Origin of the sequence: Sphingopyxis sp. H050, assembly GCF_001468265.1 — a bacterium.
Classification (GTDB): domain Bacteria; phylum Pseudomonadota; class Alphaproteobacteria; order Sphingomonadales; family Sphingomonadaceae; genus Sphingopyxis.
Genome location: NZ_LNRZ01000014.1, coordinates 1 through 17,037 on the forward strand (window position 1 = coordinate 1; position 17,037 = coordinate 17,037).

Genomic DNA, 17,037 nt, shown 5'->3' on the forward strand with positions numbered 1-17,037 from the left:
GCAACACCGTAAGCTCGCCGCCTAAAACCCAACAACAGACGAGGCCCGCACTCCGCTAATTTACGCCGCGACCTGTGCCAAATGTTCTGACGACGGACACCAAGCTGTGTCTTGAAGTGATAGCGTTTTCCTTTGGCCCCATCACCGAAAATCCGAGATTTCATGGGCAAATGGTTCGCCATAAATCGAATTGACGCGATTGATAATCCCGCAAGCTTTGTAGTGGGAAAGATGCAAGTAATCGGTCTGCGTAGTTTCGCTGCACTGCTTGAAACGGGTTCCTCAATGGACCGATCCGTTTTCTATGATGGTGTGGCCTATGAACTTCGACGGCGGAAGTCGGAACTGCATATCGATGCTGAAATTCGACCGGCAAGTTTGCGGTATGTTTCCGAATGGCTCGTTCAACAGCTTACAGCGTTTGTCGGTGCCTCGCGCCCGATCTTCATCGCCGACACTCAGCCTGATGTTCATTTAACGGATATGGCTCTGAGCTTCTGCCCAATCGTGGAAAGGCCTTGGCGGCGGATCACGCAAGAGCTGCCTTTCTGGTATGTTATGTGATCCAACTGCCGCCATTGCAGCGTATCGGCCTGGACCATCGTTGTCCGCGGCGATGTAAAGGGTGCCAACTTGGTCCGGAACGTTGATTAGCGCGAGACGCTTATTCCCGAGTGCTGCCCAGCAAGGGACTCCTTTGATCTGAGTATAGCTCGCCGCATCCTCCATGCCCTCAGCAATGGCGAGCACGTCGCCCTCGAACTGCGGTGCCCACGCGCCCCGTTCAGGCTTTCCGAGCATGAATTTGCCATCATGCCATGTTCCGTCGTTGGTCAGCCTGATCCGCTGGATGGCCGTCATCCGGTGCCCGGTTCTGACACCGACCAGTATCGCGGGCCGGAAGGTGGTCTTAGGCTTGCGGCCGAATGGGCACCGCGGATGGAAGCGTAAGTCGGGGAGGTCGATTGGCAGCCGCCGCGACCGAAGGTAGACTTCACCGAGCGTTCCGCGGATCTCCGTGGCCTGATCCCATATCCTTCTGACGTTTGGCGCAGTTCGTTCTGGCTGATAGCTTGGGGCAGAGGAATTCAGGATCGGTTTGGTCCGACCGATTTCGCGCAGGACATCCTCGCTGCGGCATCCCGCAAAACAGTGGACCAGAATACCCCGCTCGCCCTGCCGGACTGAAAGTGACGGCGTTCGGTCTGCATGCGCAGGGCAGATGCACATCGCGTAGGAACCGTGCCAACGGCCCTTCAGCGCAGCAACGATGTCGATGGTCTCCTGGGTGGGTTTGAGCGCAACTAGCATAAACTCGCTCCTCTCAGCTCAGCCTCACCATCTTTCCCCTCTGGATCGACCCGACCTTCTCCGGCACGGCTCGCGATGGCCAACGCCGCTTTCGTCTGTGCGATGCCAGATTCTGGGCGATTGCCATGCCCCGCCTGTTCATTTAGAAAAGTGGGGCGATATCCGAACCACGCCGAAAGGTGTGGTCATGAAAAATCTTCTATTTTTGCTGGTCGCTTTGACGCCGACGCCATCATCGGCGCGCGAAGCCATGCTCGACGTGTTTGTGCCAGAGGCAAAACCGGATTTTGCTGTGCTCCGCCCACAGTTGCGCGGGGCGGTCGATCTCGAGCAATCAGTGGAAGTGCCTCCGGCTCCAGTGGATGCGTTTTCACCAGAGTTGCACGGCGACTTTGAGTTGGTCCCTCACAGCTTCACGATCAATCCCTATGCCGCGCGTCCCGCTGTTCCTTCGTGGATGCGGGCAGGTGCATCATTCATGAGCCCTGCTTCTTCACCATTCCGCCCTTCGCAGGATGACCCACTCTGCCAGTCCCGCAGCTTCTTCCCGCGATATGGTATCAGCGGCGATGCTCAGGCTCGCCGGACCGCCTATTTCAACCTGATCGTCGACGTCGCTTGCGATGCCGGCGTGCCCGTTGTTCTATTTGACGCCTTGCTGGCGCAGGAAAGCAGATATCGTCCCTTCGCCCGAAGCAGTGCCGGTGCGATGGGCATGGCTCAGCTTATGCCCGGTACGGCCCAATATCTGCGTGTCACCGACCCTTGGGATGTGCGGCAAAACCTTGTCGGCGGCGCGCGGTATCTGCGCGAGCAGTTGGATCGCTTCGGGACATGGGAGCTTGCACTGGCTGCCTATAATGCAGGCCCGGGACGCGTGGACCAATTTGGCGGTATCCCGCCGTTTCGTGAGACCCGCAACTATGTGCGTACGATCATGGGCTCAATTGGCATTCCGAATTCGACCGGCGGCGTGTCGCTGACTTCGGCAGCACTTCCCGCGCCCAATCCGTTTCGCAGGGTAATGCTTGCCTCATTCGATGGACGATCAGACGTCCCAGAACACTGAGAAACCGACGTGCCGAGCATAGTACACGCTGATTGCCAGGATGACTGGCGCGCCCTTGAGGTAGTTGAGCTGCCAGCGCAGCCAGAGCTTCGGGATGACCAGAGCTTTCTGGAGCCCCGTTTGGTGCGTGGGTCGCCACCTGCCACTCCGCCAGTCGTCAGCCGTGACGACAACTGAGAGCACTGCGCAGATCAGCGCCATCATTCCCACGCCGATGTAGAGCGATGTCCAAGCGATAAGGGCTTCCTGCTTCATGAGTCGGACCTAGTGCATCGATGATCGAACAGAGATACGCATATTCGAAGCCCTTGTATCCCCCTGGCCGAATACTGCCTTTCTGCGGCCGAGCAGCGTGTGGCCGAGATTGAGCTCACCGCTGCGGGCGCGCCGCACCAGTGCTTGCATGTATGCATCGGGGGTCTTGCGGATTTGTCCGTTGGCCAGGTGATGCCCGGTGATTAGCGCGCAGAGGAGTGCGATCTCTGTCCCTAGCATGGCGCTTGCCCGAGCGGCTGTAGCCTGACCTATCTGGCAGACGCGAGCGACCGCGTGAAGCTCGGTCAGGCCGGGCCGTCTCGCGATTTCGACCATACCGTCGATGAAAGGGAAGAGGGCAGAGGCTTCGGCCCAAACGAACCCCGATCGCTGGATGCCGTAGACATCATTCGTGTCGGCAGAGACCAGCGCGTTCTGACAAGCATCGGCTGTTTCTTGCTTCACCCTGTCGGCATCAGGCGTGGTTCGAACGTCATCAGGTTCCCGTCGGCAAGCGCCCTCCGCCAAGCCGGATACAGATTCAAGAGCTTCTTCAGGACTGTATTGATGGTGGCCATCCCGGCGCACCCTAGTGTCCCCGGAAGGTGTCAGCGACGCAATCTCGCCGAGCGATATGCGCTCTGACAACCGATCAAGCAGCCGCGTTGCGACCTCGGCGAGGCGGCCGAGCACGCCGATCGCGTCCATGGATCCTTTCCGCCTCTGGTATATGCGCCGCGCCGCAGCGATCGCATCGAGCTTCTTTCTGGCCTTGTCAGCCCAGGGGTGGCCCTGCTCGAACGGCCGCAGCAGCCGGTAGGCGCTGCTTGTTGCCTTTCGAATCTCCTTGGGCAGGATCAGGTTCTGCTCGGCCAGGGCCTTTTCGGTGGCGGCGAGCTGTGTGAGGTAATCTTCGAGGAGGAGCAGCGGGGCTAGCGACCATCCTGAGGCGTCAGAGCGATCCAGGCTGTCTCGTGATCCAAGAAATCGTTTGCCGTTGCCCGCGAGGCAATAGGGGATGATCAGGCCGTATTCGGCAAGGCGCCTGATGTTCTTGCGCGCGGCGGTCCATCCTATCCGGCATTTGAGATGGTCGTTCGAGGCGGCGATGAGGGGGCCGCAGCGGCTGTCCCAGTCGATATTCATGGCGGCGATGCTCGCGGCGGCATCGTAAAGATCGCGCCAGACGATCCTCGGAACATCGATAGTCACGGGCGGCATTCTCACGAAGGTCTCGATGATATCGAGCAGTTTGCGCCGCCGCTGTCTGCCTGCACTTTCGGTCCCGGTATGTCCGAACCCTCGCATCATCTTGCTGACGCGCGCAGCATGTCTTGCCCGATCTGCCGGGTCTTCCATGAAGGCGATCTTGGTCAGCTGTTCGGTCTCGAGCATCCCCAGTTTTGGCAGACAGGCGCCGATCGCTGCTGGCCCTCCCCGGCGGCGGCTATCCACCTCCCAGGCTGCCTGATTCTGGACAATAGTCATCCCTTCGCTTCCTCAGTCCTGAGGTGCGGCACAGACAAAAAACATTGCCCGCAAACGTTGCGAAAAATGCTTGCAAGTTGTGAGGGAGCAGGTAGCTTGCCGGTGTCTCTCGCCACGCTTTGGCGCGGCAAATTACAGCTTCCTTCGAAAGGCCCGGGCGCTGCCCGGGTTTTTCATGTCTGCGTCGCTGACCTCCCTTTCATATGCACCAGCTGGTGCGGCGATTCTTGGCAGCGTTCGGGCGCGTTTCATCGCGCGCAGAAGCGCTTGTTTGCCATTCGGTCTGTTGCTAGAAAGCGAGGTGAACTTGGCGCTCTGGCAACAGGATGCGTTAAAGGGGGTCCCGTTGGCGCGGGGCCCCCTTTCAATTTCAGAGCATCATCGGTTGTCCTTCAGATGTTTCAGGTGGCCTGACGCTCAGCGTTTTCGCCACGATTGCCGTGATGATCGCCTCTCGGGACGACAGATTATCCCTTTTGAGCTCGTCAATCATCGCAATCATGGCTGCTGGCAGCCAGATTTCGAGGGGGCGCAAACCATCCTGACGGCGTTTGCGTCTTTGCTCCGCTTTCCGGTGCTGCGCCATATTTGCGCTTCGCTGTGCGGTGCAGGGCGTTTGCCCGTGACCAGTCACGCGGTTCGTCATGCAGCGCGGGCTCGTTCCGCCGTACAAGGCTCAAGCGTAGGCATGTTCAAAACCGCCGCCGTTATGCCGGCTTTCGAGCGACATATGGTGTTTGGCGATGGCCGACGATGTCTTGCGGGCGATCGTGTCACACAGGCTTTGACGAATGGTCTCGAACTGCCCTTCGCAGGCTGCGAGTTCGCTTGGTAGCCGGGCCGCCAGTGCGACCGCAACCAATGCCGTCGTCTCGCAGCATGGGTCTTCGTAGGAGCTAGCGCTTTCATAGCACAGCAGAACGAGGCCTGCTCGGATAGGGTCGATTTTCAGATGGAGCAGGACGCGTTGGAATTCGTCGATCGTCAGGTTTCCATCTTCGACCTTGTCGAAGAACTTTTTACGCCGACTTTCTTTGATCACGCCTTCATCGGTCAATTTGCGCAAGCTTGTGTTCTGCAGCCTCATCTGTTCCTTGATGAGCGCTGCATACAGTTGGTTTACGCTGTGAGCTCTGCTGGCGACTCCATCTTCCGTCCCTTCGCACATGCGTGCCTCCACGATCCCATGTATTCCACTCCATGCAGTTTCATAGTTTGACTTTGTCGATTTGCATTTTGCAAGCGGAAAATTCGCCTTCCGCTACCAACATTGCGCAGAAAATCAGTGTTTCGCGCACCCCGCAATGAGCCTTGGTAGCGGCGTTCAGCTCGCCTTTCAGCCGCTCGACCGCCGCATTGTCCGTAGAATTGAGACGGACGTAGATCCGAACGGGTCCGTCCACCGGAAGCAGGGTCTCCAGCGCTGCGGAATGTCCATCTTTGAGGGCTGGATACCGCTCCAGCGCATGGAGAATGACGTCTTTGAACGTAACAAAGCGCGTCTGCTCAAGGCTGAGTGCTGCGATGGCCCTGACGATATCTTCGAAGGCGTGTGCGCTGATGGAAATCTCGTGGGCTACATGCGTGCTTTTGCTCAATTCGATCTCCTTTCTCTCGATGTGGCAGCGTCTGAACTTGTCATCCTGCAACTGCGCGGTTTCCGGGTCATCCTTTTACCCGTGGGGCGGATTCCTCTCCACCTTGGGGCTGATTTTCGCCCGCTGTGGGGCACAAATATCCCCGGTGTGGGTCGCAAATTGGACCACGGTGGGAAATACTCATTCCCAGGCTGGGAGCGAATCGAATCCTGGGTGGGGTTCAATTCTGCCCCAATCTCTCATTTCCTTAGAAATCCTGACACTTCGCTGTTGAGAAAAGGTTCTCCTCGGTCGGATTTTGGCTGTGGCGGCAGACGCCAGCATCCAACCGAAAGGGAAAACTCAATGACAAGTCTCGATCTGAAGAATCGCAGCGGCACGCTTGCTGTTGCGGTTGCGGCGCTCGCGGCCGCCAGCGTGTTCGGCGCTGATGCCGCAATGGCGGGGGCCGACACGACCTTCAACACCGCTCTCGCCCAGTTCACCGGCTTCCTTGAAGGCTCCGGGGGCCGGATCATCACCGTGCTCTCGCTCGCCGGCGGGATCGTGGCGCTGGCGTCGGGCCGCTTCTCGCTCGGTCAGGTCGCAATCCCTGTGGGCGTCGGCGTCGGCGCCGGGACCGGCATTCCGATCGTCACCGCCTCGGTTACCGGCACGGTCTGAACGCTGCGCCCTCGCTTCATGATGGCAAGGGTACCGCAGTTCACCCTTTGGGCTGCCGCTACTTGTCCTCCCTCTGGCGGAGTTGATCCTTGGACCAGTATTCGATCCCAAAACATCTCGACGATCCAGAACTGATCGGGTTCTGGACCCTGGATGAATTCCTGGTGATGGTCATACCCTTCACCTGGGGCATCCTCGCTCAGCACGTTGTCATCGGGCTTCTTTTGGCCCTGGCTGCGTGGTTCGGCTATCGCAAAGTCAAAGCTGGGCGTTCGATGCATTGGGTCCTGCATTTTGCCTATTGGCATTTGCCGGGAGAATTCTTCGGTCTGAAGGTCGCTCCGCCATCTCATCTTCGTGTGATGGCGGGCTGATATGGAAATCTCTTTTGCTCATGAGGCGTCGCAGCGGACCCTCAAGCAACGCAACCTGCTTGCGCTCATCTGTGTCGTGCTCGGCATTCTCGTGGTGGTCATGTTCACCGCGGCATCGACGCGGGACCGCGAGGTCGTGCTGCAGCCCATCCTGCCCAGCCAGATGACGCTGAGCTCTGCGGCGCTCACGCCCGAATATCTTGAGGCCGTGACGCGCGACACCGCGCAGCTCGCGCTCAACCGCTCGCCCGAAACACTCCAGTACTGGCTTGATGGCATCGTGTCCATTTCCGCGCCGGAGGCGCGCGGGGCTCTCAAGGCCAAGCTCCTGCGGATCGTGGCTGAACAGGAGGGGTCGCAGGTGACCCAGTTTGTCACGATCAACTGGATCCGTACCGATCCGGAAAACCTCACCAGCCAGGTCGGCGGCGTCCTTCATACCATCGTCGGATCCAAGGACGTGCGCCGCGAGCACAAGATCTTCGAATTTCACTGGACCTACACCGGCGTGTCGCTGCGCCTGAAGGGGTTTGGTGTCGTCGTTAAGAAGGAAGGAGCGAACCAATGACCTTCTCTGTCTCGACGCTCTGCCTTGCCTCAGGCGCGCCGTTGCTTTTCCGCATCGACAGCCATTTTCTTCGTGGGCTTGGCGCTGCGCTTTTCTCGGTCGGCTTCGTCATGGCGGCCACGCCAGCCTTTGCTGACGAAAACATCCTCGCCGTCGACAATGGAGAGGTTCGCTGCCGGGCATCCAAGGCCGACCTGACGCGCATTTCGCTGAAGGATGACCGGTTTGTGTCGGTGTCCCGAGTGCAAACTGGCGTCGAGGGTCAAGACTTCTCGATCGTCCACGAACCCACCCGCGGCGATATCTACATCTCGGTTCCCGAAGCCTATGCAAAGCCGAACATCTCCTTCTTCGGGACGACGCAAAAGGGCCTTGTCTACAAGTTCGACTGCCAGATTGGCGGTGACAGTGCGGTGCAGGTTTTTGTGGCGAATGCCGATATCGAAAATCCTTCCGCCAAGCCTGAGGTCCTTACAGCATCGGGTTCGTTGCAGGATCGCGCTGTCGGGCTCGTCAGGGCGATGTTCGAACAGCGCCCGGTGACCGGCTTCGAGATCCGCGATGCGGCCCGTGCCCCGGTCAACGTCGGCGATATGAAGGTTCAGCTCCTCACCGAGTATCGCAGCCCGACGATGACCGGGAAGGTCCTGCGCATCGAGAATGCCAGCTCCTCACCGATCGCGCTTCGCGAAGAACTCATCGCCGGGGACGGTGCAATCGCCGTCACAATTTCCAACCCCAACCTCGCAAGCGGGCAGGCGACTGCTGCTTACGTGGTCGTGCCTGCAGGAAGGTAAGCCTCATGGATTTTCTCAAGCGCAAGCCCAAGGATCTGGATGGCGCCGAGGCCGATGGCCGCGATGCGGTCGATGAAACGGGCTCGATCATCGACAATGACAAGGCACAGAAGCGGCAGAGAATGCTGTTTTTTGGGCTGGGTGGTGTCGCGGTCGTGGCTTCGACCATGTATGTCTTGCGGACGGAAACCGTGGTTGAAGAGGCAACCAAGCCTGGGCACGAGACCGAGGTTTCGACTGATGCCCTGATGAACCGACAGCGCGTCGATCAGGAATGGATGGCCATCTACGAGGGTCAGGTTAACTCCCAGGATCAGCGTCTCAAGGGCGTCGAAGCGCAGGCTGGCCAGGTTGCGCAGTTGCAAAGCGAGATTCAGGCTCTGCGCGGTGAAAATGCCGCGATGGCGCGCGACGGGCAGCAGGTACTCGAGGCCTATGAGCGTGAGAACCAGCAACTGCGCCAGCAGGTCACCAGGGGCAATGCCCGCCCGACTGCGCCCGGACCTGTTGCGGCTGCCCGTGATATGGGCGTGTCTTCGCCAGCTGCATCCGGCGCACCTTCCGCCGCAATCCCCCGCCGCGGCAGCGACGTGCAGATGGTGTCCTTCGCGCAAGCAGGCGGGACGGGCTCGCGCATTGATCCCGCCAAGGCCCCTGCGGTTTACACCGACTCCCCGAACTACCTTCCGCCCAATTCAATCGCGAATGCCACCGTGGTGGTCGGCGTTGATGCGACGACCAATACCCGCAGCCAGAGTGACCCTCTGCCGGTTCTTCTGCGCATCACGGGCCCGGCGCGCTCGGTCTATGGTGACGGCAAGCTGCTCGCGACCCGCGTGCAGGGCTGCATGGTCAATGGTGCGGCTTACGGCGATCTCTCCAGCGAAAAGGTCTATGTGAAGCTACAGCGCATGACCTGCGCGCAGCCCGGCGGGCGCTTTGCGGTGTCAGAGGTCAAGGGCTTCATTGCCTTTGGCGGCAAAGTCGGCGTTCGCGGACGGGTTGTCAGCCGTGAAGGCTCGCTGACCACGCAAGCCTTTCTTGCAGGGCTGGTGAGCGGGGTAGGCAACGCCTTCCAGGGTGCCAACCAGATCCCCCGGATTTCCCAAGATCCCGTGCTCCCGTCAGCTTCCGATGTCGGCATTCAGGCGATTGGCGGCGGCGCGGCCAACGCCGGGAACACTCTCTCCGATTATCTGATCGAACGGGCCGAGCAATATCAGCCGGTCGTCGAGATGCCCACCGGTGCTGCGGTCGAGGTCGTGTTCCTCGACGGCACCTTCATCAGGAATTGAGGCCCGTCATGGAATTCAAATGGACCACATGGAAGGTCGCAGGGGCCGCCCTTGCGCTCACTGGCTCCCTCGCCGCAATTGCAGCCGCCGCTCATGCCGCGGCGGCAGACGACGCTGCGACGATCAAGGCAGCGCTGGTCAAACGTCTCCCCAAGACCGAGATCACCACGATCGACTGCGACAAGATCGAGGGCGTTTGCGAAGTTCAGGCACGCCAGAACCTCTTCTACATCGACCGCTCGGCGCGCTATCTCATCATTGGCCGTGTCTACGACATGGAGACCAAGCAGGATCTCACAGCCGCCCGGTTGCTCGAGATGAACCCGGACATGCTGGTCGGCGCGGGGGGCGCTGGGGAGCAAGAGGACGCTGCCGAGCCGACACCGGCACGGCAGGCAGGTGCGGGCGGCGCGCAGCCACTGCCACGTATCGATCCCGCAGCGCTGGCAGCTCTGCCCTCGAGCGGCAGCGTCGTGATGGGCAAGGGTGGCCGGACGCTCACCGTCTTCAGCGATTTCCGGTGCGGGTATTGCAAACGCCTCCACGAAACCCTCGCGACGCTCGACGTCAAGGTCGTTGAGCGCCCGATTTCGGTGCTCGGCACCCGTCCAATCTCCGAGGCGGTCATCTGTGCGACCGACAAGCGCCGCGCGGTGAACGAAGCCTATGATGGAGGCGCGATCACGAGCGGTCGGCGCTGCGACACCTCGGGCCTTGATGCCAATGAGGCCTTTGCGAGGCAACATGGGTTCACCGGCACCCCGGTCATTGTGCGCGACGATGGCGCTGTCCTTCACGGCTTCCGCCCTCGCGAATTCCTCGAAACCTGGCTGAAGGAGAAGGTGTCATGAACACCAAAGGCGCATTGGCAATCGCGGCTGTGACGTTCGGGCTGTCGGCCTGTACGACGCTCGGTACCAACGTCAGCGGCAAGTTTCGCTGCGAGGCTGCAGACGGTATCTGCGCGCCTTCTCTGGTGATCGATGACAGCGCAATTGCGCGGATCGAGGAAACGACCTCGGCGGATCTTCTGAACCCTGCAGGTCCATTCCGGATGGACGACGGGATCTCCGCGCCTGTGCGAGGCCAGTCGCTCGGTTTCGAAGCCCTCGTTGCGCGTTCGTCGCCGAGTTACGAGCTGTCTGTCGTGTTTCCGGGCTACACGGATGCCGCAGGCACAGCCCATGCCCGCATCGCGGTGCCAGTTAAGGCGATGCTCCCGGGCCGGGGCGATGCTCTCGAGACAATTGCGCTACGAGGTGCAAAGCCTGCGCGTGCTCAGGGGCTGTTGGCGGCCGCCGAGAGCGCACCGCAATTCATGGCGATTGCCCCTGGCATCTTGGATGACGGTCAGCCAGGTTCCGTGGGCGCTGAGACTGCCATGGCGTCCAATCTTCCAAAGACCCCAGCGCCGATCCAGCAGGCCCCAGCCCAGCAAGCGGCTTCTCAGCCTGCCAACCCGATCGCTGAGATCGAGGCGAAGGTCTCCGAGCGCCTCGCATCACAGCAGCGATTGCCGAGGCGCGAGGCCGCCTCATTCCCTGCAACGCCCCCTGCAACGCCGGAGTAACGCGCCATGCTGCAGGCCTTCACCAACATCATCGATCTGGTAACCGGCGACGCTCGCAAGCCTGAGCAGAACGCTCGGCCTGCCAGCGTGCCAATGCTCTCCCATTTCCTCGGGTATCGCTCGTTCGATGAGGAGAAGCGTATCTTTCATCAGGTCCGCTCGAAGGGTTTCATCATCGAGCTCGCGCCGCTTGTCGGTGCAAACGACCGGGTCAATGATGTGATCGGGTCGCTGTTCTCCGACATTCTTCTGCCCGGCACCAAGTTCTCGGTCACGAACTATTCGAGTCCGCGCGTTGCTGAGAAACTTCAGGCCTGGGCGTTGCCGCGCTACAAGGCTTCGGGGGTTTTCCAGACGCTCGCCCGTCACCGCGTCGACAAGTTGCGCAATGGAGCATGGTCCACTCTTGCGAGCGATGGCCCGTTCTTTGTGCGGAGCTTTCGCGTGCTGCTCGCGGTCGGGATAAGTGACGGTTCGGGCCTTTCGACCGATGACCTCCTTACCATGCGCGAGGGGATCATATCCGCGCTCGATTCCATCGATGTGCCGGTCAAGGAATTCGCGCCAACCGACCTGATCCGCTTCTTCGATGAGATCCTCGCCCCGTCCACTGGCGCTGGCGACGAAGTGCCGGGATACAACCGGTTCGATCCTATCAATGAGCAGTGCATCAGGCGCGATCTCGTCACCCATGTCGGTCGTGACCGCCTTGTGCTTGAGGCACAGTCGTTGCGGCCAACGGGCTCATCAGTCGATGGCGTGCCCGAGTTAAAGGACTTCGTGCCTGAGCGCTTCGATGTGCGCACCATGGCGGTGCGCAATTTTCCGGATCGTTGGGCACCCTGGGACAGCCAGAAGGTGATTGGGGACATCTTCAACCCCAAGCTCTCGCTGCCTTGTCCTGTCTTGCAGACGGCTTGTGGAGTGATCCCCAATCAGGAGTCTTCCGAAGCGAAGGCCGGCTACAAGTTCGTGCGCACCAGCTCGCTTGCGGAAGGCAAGGGCGTGAAGCTTGTGCCCAAGCTGCGTACCGAAGCGGCTGAGTGGCAGTTCGTTGCCGACCGGGTCAAGCAGGGCGAGAAGCTCGTGTCCTGCTACTATGCTGTTACGATCATCGCGCCGAAGGGCCGGGGCGAGCCCTGCGAGCGCACGCTGAAGGCTCTCTACAAGGCGAGCGGGTGGGATCTGATTGACGAGACCCATATCCAGCTTCCCGCCTTCATGGCGCACTTTCCGCTGCTGCTGGCTGACGGGCTCGACAGCGACCTCAAGCGGATGAAGCGCATGCGCACCATGCGGTCGGCGAACCTTGCCGCGATTGCGCCGATCCAGGGCGAATACATCGGTGGCAACATCCCGCACCTGCTCTTCGTAGGTCGCCGGGGGCAGCCGCAATTCTGGTCCCCCTTCCAGAACAGTGCCGGCAACCACAATGTCGCGATCTCCGGCAAGTCCGGCTCGGGCAAGTCGGTGCTGCTGCAGGACCTCACGGCAAGCTTTGCAGGGGTCGGGGCCAAGACCATCGTGATCGATGACGGCCGCAGTTTCGAGCATATGGCCAAGGCGCTGGGCGGGACCTTCACCGAGTTCAAGCTGTCTTCGGGCATTTCGATCAACCCGTTTCGCATGATCGACGAGGCCCTTGCCGAAGGTGACGACGACTATCTGGTCGATTGCCTTGCGATGCTCAAATCCATCGTGTCGCAGATGGCGCGCAACGAGACCCGGCTCAATGACACGGAGCGCGGGCTTATCGACCAGGCGGTCAATCTTGTGTGGGACACCCATGGGCGGGACGGCACCATCGATCACGTGATGCAGGCCCTCAAGGGCCACGAGCATCCCTTCGCTTATGATCTGGCGACCTCGCTGCTGCCGTTCGCGGCCAAGGGAACATACGGGAAGTTCTTCCTTGGCGATGCCAACCTTGATCTGTCGGCCGATCTTACCGTGTTCGAGCTCTCGGACCTTGCGACCCGGGTGGAGCTGCGCGGCGTCGTTCTGACCTCGATCATGTTCATTGCCTCGCAGGTCATGCGCCGGATGGACCGCGCGATCCCGAAACCGCTGATCATCGATGAGGCCTGGCAGATGCTGAAGGGCGGGGCGATGGCCGACTTCGTCGAGACCTATTCGCGCACCTGCCGCAAATATGGCGGCGCGCTGATCACTGCCACGCAGTCGATCCACGATTACTACAAATCCGAAGGCTCGCGGGCCGCCCTCGAAAACTCCGACTGGTTCCTCATCCTCCAGCAGAAGGGCGAAACCATCTCGGATTTTCGCAATTCGGACCGGTTCGAGATGGACAACATGACCGAGGCTTTGCTCCGGTCGCTGAAGCGAAACGGCACCGACTACTCGGACATTTTCATCCGCGGCCCAGAGACTGAATGCGTCGCTCGCCTGGTCCTCGACCGGTTTTCGGGCACGCTCTATTCATCGAGCCCGCACGTCTTCGCTCAGATTGAGGACTATGTGCAGCGTGGCTACCGGATGCCCGATGCCATCGAGGCAGTCGCATTCCCTGAAGAGCATCAGGTGCCTGAATATCTTCCGATGAGGGAGGCTGCAGAATGAGCACGCCTTCTCGTCCCTTGGCACGTCCCCTTGGCCGTTCCCCGATGCGTCACTCGGCCATTGCGCGCCGCAAGAAGGCCGCTCAGGATCTTGTCGTTATTGCCCTTCGGTTCAGCGGTTGGCTTGCCACCAGCGCGCTTGCGACCCTGGGCATCGCCACGCTGTTCTTCCTCGTGCTTGGCGGCTTCACTCTCGATGGCCTGATGCTTCATCTGGACAATCTCGCGTCGCGCTTCGTTGCCGCCGACGCTTCGAGACGCGGCCAGTTCGCGGCCATCAGCTTCGGCGTCATGCTCACGGGCTTTGTGCTGATCGCCTTCTTCCGCCGCGCGAGCCTGATTTCAGCCTTTTCTATTGCCGGAGATGACCAATGACTGACCTTTTCGACCATATGGCGGCGCCTGCCACACCCGCTTCGGCAAAGGCCTCACAGGTCAGACGTCGCAGTCGCTTTGCCGCGCTGTCGGCTCGTGAAATCCTCCTGTTCGCGGGCGCTGCGGCGACCTTTGTCTGGGGGGCCTGGGTGACCAAGAGTGTTGCCGCACAGGGGGCAGGGCAGCAGGAATTCGTCCAGCTTCAGCTGCAGGGCATCATCGGGGATTATCTCCAGGCACAGGCACGCTCGAATGCCGACGAGCAGACTGCTGCGCGGCAGACCGCTGTCTTCATGGCAGCGCTTGATGAGACTGTATCTGGCCTGTCGAAGTCCGGGAAAGTCGTGCTCGTTCATGAGGCGATCGTGGGCGGCGAGGTTCCCGACGTCACGCAGAGCGTGAAGACTGCCGTTTACGCAAAGGTTCCGCGTCCCCAACCCGCCCAAGCGCTTGGCGCCGCTCCCCAGGGTCAGGCGGCCCGCGTTGAACAAGAGATGCAGGCCTTCATGGCTGCCAATCAGGGGCGTCAGCGCGATGGCAAACCCTGATCCGCTCCCTCGTTCGGCTCAACGCAAGGGGTTTGCTCGGCTTTTGTCGGACAGTGAGCCCCCTGTGAAGACAGGTGCGACCAGACGCCTTTCGACCGGTGGCAGGCTTGTGGCGATCGCTGCTGTCTGTCTCGTTGCAGGTGCCCTCAGCGCAGCTTCGAAGTGGAGCGAGAACCACGCGTTGATGATCAACGTGACGGACTCGCTCCCGAACTGGGCGTTCGTGGTCGAGGCCAGGCGTTTTCCGGTGCGCGGGGACTATGTGGTTTTCCATCCCGGTCATGATCCCATTACGGTCAAGTATTTTGGGGCGAAGCCGGCGGCTTTCACCAAGATCGCTCTTGGTCTGCCGGGCGACATGGTGACGCGCATCGGGAATGATGTGCACGTCAACGGCAAGCGTGTGGCGACCATCAAACCGATGACGAAGCGCGGCGATCGTCTTGCCGCTGGCCCGCTCGGGGTTGTGCCGGAAGGCTGCATTTTTGCAGGCACACCGCACAAGGACGGGTTCGACAGCCGCTATGCCCACATCGGTTTTGTGTGCCGCGACCGGCTTGTCGGCACCGGGCAGCCAATCCTGTGAGGGTCGCTTTCTCCTTCCTCGTTGCTGGCGGACTTGCGGTGTCAGCGACGGCTTCGAGCGGCGGGGCAGTGTCTGGGCAAAGCGTCGACCACGGGCAGATGGGCCAGACCTGGCCCATTGCTGAGCCAGATCTCCTGAGCGTTATCAAGGCGCGGCTCGACCATGCGGCTGCGACCGGAAAACTCGATCAGATGAATCGCCAGTTCGCCGAAAAGGTGAAGGCGAGGGTGATGCGACCGGTCCCGGTCTCCGGGATTTCGCCTGCGGAAGAGACCCGGAGCTGGGAGTTCGATCCCTCGATCCGGATCGACAAGGACATCCGCGATCACAAAGGAAACCCGATTGCTGTGGCCGGTCAGCGCGTCAACCCGCTTGCCGCTGCTGGGCTTAGCAAGAAGCTCCTCTTTGTTGATGGAGACGACCCGGCAGAAGTCGAATGGGCGATTAAGCACGGGGGTGATGCGCGCGCCAAGATCATCTTCGTTGATGGCTCTCCCTTCGAGCTCATGAAGGCTCACCAGCGCCGGTTCTACTTTGATCAGGACGGCCGTCTTACCAGCTATTTCGGGATACGCCGGACCCCGGCGCTGGTCGAGCAGCGGGGCGACGTCCTCATAGTCACTGAGCAAGCCATTGCGCGCAAGGGGAGGGGGGCATGAACTCCTGGCGCAATCTGGTTCCGGCGCCTCTTGCTGCGCCCGAAACGCGCGCGCTCAAGGCGGCACGTTTGCGCACGATGACCGGGCTCTTTCTGGTCGCTGCCCTCGTCGTCTCGTTCGGGGCACTTCGGGCGCTAACCGGCATCTTTGCTCTCGCAATGTTCGCAGGCGCTACGACCTTCGCTCTGCTTCAGGGGTTCCTTTGGGTCCGGGCCAAGAACGCGGCGGATGATGCCTGGCTGATGAGGGAGAGAGACGATGCGCTCTAGGCTCCTTGCGCTCCTCCTGGGCTTTGCGTCCCTGTTTATGGCGGCAACCGTGCTGGCCCCTCCGGTTCTGGCTCAGGGTCTTCCGAGCGGGCCTGGCCGGTGCTCAGGCAGTTTCGTCAATCCGGTGACCGATGTGTGCTGGGGCTGCATGTTCCCCTTGTCGCTGGGGTCGCTCAAGATTTGGCCATCATCGCGTACTGACACCGACAATCCGGATCTTCCGATCTGCGCCTGCGGCACGCCGGTGCCGCGCATCGGCCTTGCAATCGGGTTCTGGGAGCCGGTCCGGCTGATTGATGTCTCGACCAAGCCGTGGTGCTTTCCGAACCTTGGCGGCATCAAGCTCGACCCCGGTTTTTCGATCGGTAACGGTTATGCCTCGGATGGCGCGCAGCTAGGGGGCCAGTCCCAGCGCACCGCCAAATACCACGTGCACTATTACATCTACCCGCTTCTCTACTGGCTCGAGGTGGTGACCGATTTCCTCTGTCTCGAGGCGAGCTCGTTCGACGTTGCCTATATGAGCGAGATCGATCCGCTTTGGCAGGACGACGAGCTGGCATCTCTGCTCAATCCCGAGGCCGCCCTTTTCACCTCAGTCATCGCGCAGGCCGCCTGCTCGGCCGATTGCATCTCGGCCAGCGCAAGATTGCCAATGGACGAGCTGTTCTGGTGCTCTGGTTGCCAAGGTTCGATGTATCCGATGAACGGCAATGTTGGTGCCAATATCGGCATCAAGCAGTCAGCGCGGCTCGCGGCCGAGCGCATGGTCTACAAGCTCCACCGTCAGGGTCTCGCCTGGGGCACCAGCGGATCGAAAGCGCTGTGTTCCAAGTACATCATGCCGATCCTCAAGAAGAGCCAGTACCGGATGCAGCAGGTAAATCCGACGCCCATGGTGAGTGGCCGCGAAGCCTGTTCTCCGATTGGAGCGACCACGATCTTGCCCAAATCTGGGCAGGTCTATCCCGTCAAAGGCGAGGATGTCGGCTTCCTCCTCTGGCGCAAACGCAATTGCTGCATGTTGTGAGGT

General features: G+C 60.7%; 22 protein-coding genes. 16 read left to right on the top strand and 6 right to left on the bottom strand.

The genetic code is table 11. The annotated features are described in order from the left end of the window. The first annotated feature begins 162 nt into the window (after positions 1 to 162). Entirely contained in the window at positions 163 to 564 is a 402-nt protein-coding gene (locus ATE67_RS21775) for a hypothetical protein (RefSeq protein ID WP_152998733.1), read from the top strand. Here ATE67_RS21775 and ATE67_RS22080 read toward each other — a convergent pair. Next, entirely contained in the window at positions 475 to 1,311 is an 837-nt protein-coding gene (locus tag ATE67_RS22080; protein ID WP_039330619.1) for a DUF7146 domain-containing protein, read from the bottom strand. The two genes, ATE67_RS21775 and ATE67_RS22080, sit on opposite strands and share 90 nt — an antisense overlap. 187 nt (positions 1,312 to 1,498) lie before the next feature. Between ATE67_RS22080 and ATE67_RS21180 the strand changes: the two genes are divergently transcribed. Further along, positions 1,499 to 2,380, top strand: a complete 882-nt coding sequence (locus tag ATE67_RS21180; protein ID WP_052241776.1) for a lytic transglycosylase domain-containing protein — start codon at positions 1,499 to 1,501, stop codon at positions 2,378 to 2,380. On the opposite strand, the gene ATE67_RS19770 is transcribed toward ATE67_RS21180, so the two are convergent. The 5 genes from ATE67_RS19770 to ATE67_RS19790 form a co-directional block, all read right to left on the bottom strand. Beyond that, positions 2,360 to 2,635 (bottom strand): hypothetical protein, encoded by a 276-nt coding sequence (locus ATE67_RS19770; protein ID WP_058803367.1) that lies wholly within the window; start codon positions 2,633 to 2,635, stop codon positions 2,360 to 2,362. The genes ATE67_RS21180 and ATE67_RS19770 overlap by 21 nt on opposite strands. Before the next feature lie 9 nt (positions 2,636 to 2,644). Continuing rightward, entirely contained in the window at positions 2,645 to 4,123 is a 1,479-nt protein-coding gene (locus ATE67_RS19775; RefSeq protein ID WP_073974055.1) for a helix-turn-helix domain-containing protein, read from the bottom strand. A 370-nt stretch (positions 4,124 to 4,493) separates the two neighbouring features. Further along, positions 4,494 to 4,769, bottom strand: coding sequence for a hypothetical protein (locus ATE67_RS19780; protein WP_152998732.1), 276 nt, complete (start codon positions 4,767 to 4,769; stop codon positions 4,494 to 4,496). Positions 4,770 to 4,799: 30 nt separating this feature from the next. After that, entirely contained in the window at positions 4,800 to 5,291 is a 492-nt protein-coding gene (locus tag ATE67_RS19785) for a hypothetical protein (protein WP_066110830.1), read from the bottom strand. A gap of 40 nt (positions 5,292 to 5,331) precedes the next feature. Beyond that, positions 5,332 to 5,721: a hypothetical protein gene (locus tag ATE67_RS19790; protein ID WP_152998731.1), complete on the bottom strand. Its 390-nt coding sequence runs from the start codon at positions 5,719 to 5,721 to the stop codon at positions 5,332 to 5,334. Positions 5,722 to 6,066: 345 nt separating this feature from the next. Here ATE67_RS19790 and ATE67_RS19795 point away from each other — a divergent pair, with 345 nt between their 5' ends. The 14 genes from ATE67_RS19795 to traU all read left to right on the top strand — a co-directional run bounded on the left by ATE67_RS19795 (position 6,067) and on the right by traU (position 17,034). Then, the gene (locus tag ATE67_RS19795) at positions 6,067 to 6,384 is read left to right on the top strand and encodes a hypothetical protein (RefSeq protein ID WP_058803365.1); all 318 of its coding nucleotides are present in this window, start codon (positions 6,067 to 6,069) and stop codon (positions 6,382 to 6,384) included. Between the two features lie 89 nt (positions 6,385 to 6,473). Further along, complete coding sequence (gene traL / locus ATE67_RS19800) at positions 6,474 to 6,758, top strand: type IV conjugative transfer system protein TraL (RefSeq protein WP_054136666.1); 285 nt, start codon at positions 6,474 to 6,476, stop codon at positions 6,756 to 6,758. A gap of 1 nt (position 6,759) precedes the next feature. Next, positions 6,760 to 7,326, top strand: coding sequence for a type IV conjugative transfer system protein TraE (locus ATE67_RS19805; RefSeq protein WP_058803364.1), 567 nt, complete (start codon positions 6,760 to 6,762; stop codon positions 7,324 to 7,326). Between the two features lie 41 nt (positions 7,327 to 7,367). Next, positions 7,368 to 8,123: a type-F conjugative transfer system secretin TraK gene (locus tag ATE67_RS19810; protein WP_231728246.1), complete on the top strand. Its 756-nt coding sequence runs from the start codon at positions 7,368 to 7,370 to the stop codon at positions 8,121 to 8,123. A gap of 5 nt (positions 8,124 to 8,128) precedes the next feature. Beyond that, positions 8,129 to 9,418, top strand: coding sequence for a TraB/VirB10 family protein (locus ATE67_RS19815; RefSeq protein ID WP_058803362.1), 1,290 nt, complete (start codon positions 8,129 to 8,131; stop codon positions 9,416 to 9,418). 8 nt (positions 9,419 to 9,426) lie between these two features. Next, positions 9,427 to 10,269: a DsbC family protein gene (locus tag ATE67_RS19820; protein WP_058803361.1), complete on the top strand. Its 843-nt coding sequence runs from the start codon at positions 9,427 to 9,429 to the stop codon at positions 10,267 to 10,269. Further along, positions 10,266 to 10,988, top strand: coding sequence for a hypothetical protein (locus ATE67_RS19825; RefSeq protein WP_058818288.1), 723 nt, complete (start codon positions 10,266 to 10,268; stop codon positions 10,986 to 10,988). Before ATE67_RS19820 ends, ATE67_RS19825 begins: the two co-directional genes overlap by 4 nt. 6 nt (positions 10,989 to 10,994) lie before the next feature. Next, entirely contained in the window at positions 10,995 to 13,568 is a 2,574-nt protein-coding gene (traC, locus tag ATE67_RS19830) for a type IV secretion system protein TraC (RefSeq protein WP_058803359.1), read from the top strand. Continuing rightward, entirely contained in the window at positions 13,565 to 13,942 is a 378-nt protein-coding gene (locus ATE67_RS19835; protein ID WP_082660514.1) for a hypothetical protein, read from the top strand. The genes traC and ATE67_RS19835 overlap by 4 nt, the downstream gene beginning before the upstream one ends. After that, the gene (locus tag ATE67_RS19840; protein ID WP_058803357.1) at positions 13,939 to 14,490 is read left to right on the top strand and encodes a TrbI F-type domain-containing protein; all 552 of its coding nucleotides are present in this window, start codon (positions 13,939 to 13,941) and stop codon (positions 14,488 to 14,490) included. The genes ATE67_RS19835 and ATE67_RS19840 overlap by 4 nt, the downstream gene beginning before the upstream one ends. Before the next feature lie 109 nt (positions 14,491 to 14,599). Then, the gene (locus ATE67_RS19845) at positions 14,600 to 15,076 is read left to right on the top strand and encodes a S26 family signal peptidase (RefSeq protein ID WP_231728247.1); all 477 of its coding nucleotides are present in this window, start codon (positions 14,600 to 14,602) and stop codon (positions 15,074 to 15,076) included. After that, positions 15,073 to 15,735, top strand: coding sequence for a type-F conjugative transfer system protein TraW (traW, locus tag ATE67_RS19850; RefSeq protein WP_058803355.1), 663 nt, complete (start codon positions 15,073 to 15,075; stop codon positions 15,733 to 15,735). The genes ATE67_RS19845 and traW overlap by 4 nt, the downstream gene beginning before the upstream one ends. Then, positions 15,732 to 16,004 carry a hypothetical protein gene (locus ATE67_RS19855; RefSeq protein ID WP_058803354.1) on the top strand — a complete coding sequence of 91 codons (273 nt, stop codon included), beginning with the start codon at positions 15,732 to 15,734 and terminating at the stop codon, positions 16,002 to 16,004. Before traW ends, ATE67_RS19855 begins: the two co-directional genes overlap by 4 nt. A gap of 37 nt (positions 16,005 to 16,041) precedes the next feature. Further along, on the top strand, positions 16,042 to 17,034 hold the full coding sequence (gene traU, locus ATE67_RS19860; RefSeq protein ID WP_082660520.1) for a conjugal transfer pilus assembly protein TraU: 993 nt from the start codon (positions 16,042 to 16,044) through the stop codon (positions 17,032 to 17,034). The last annotated feature ends 3 nt before the right edge of the window (positions 17,035 to 17,037 follow it).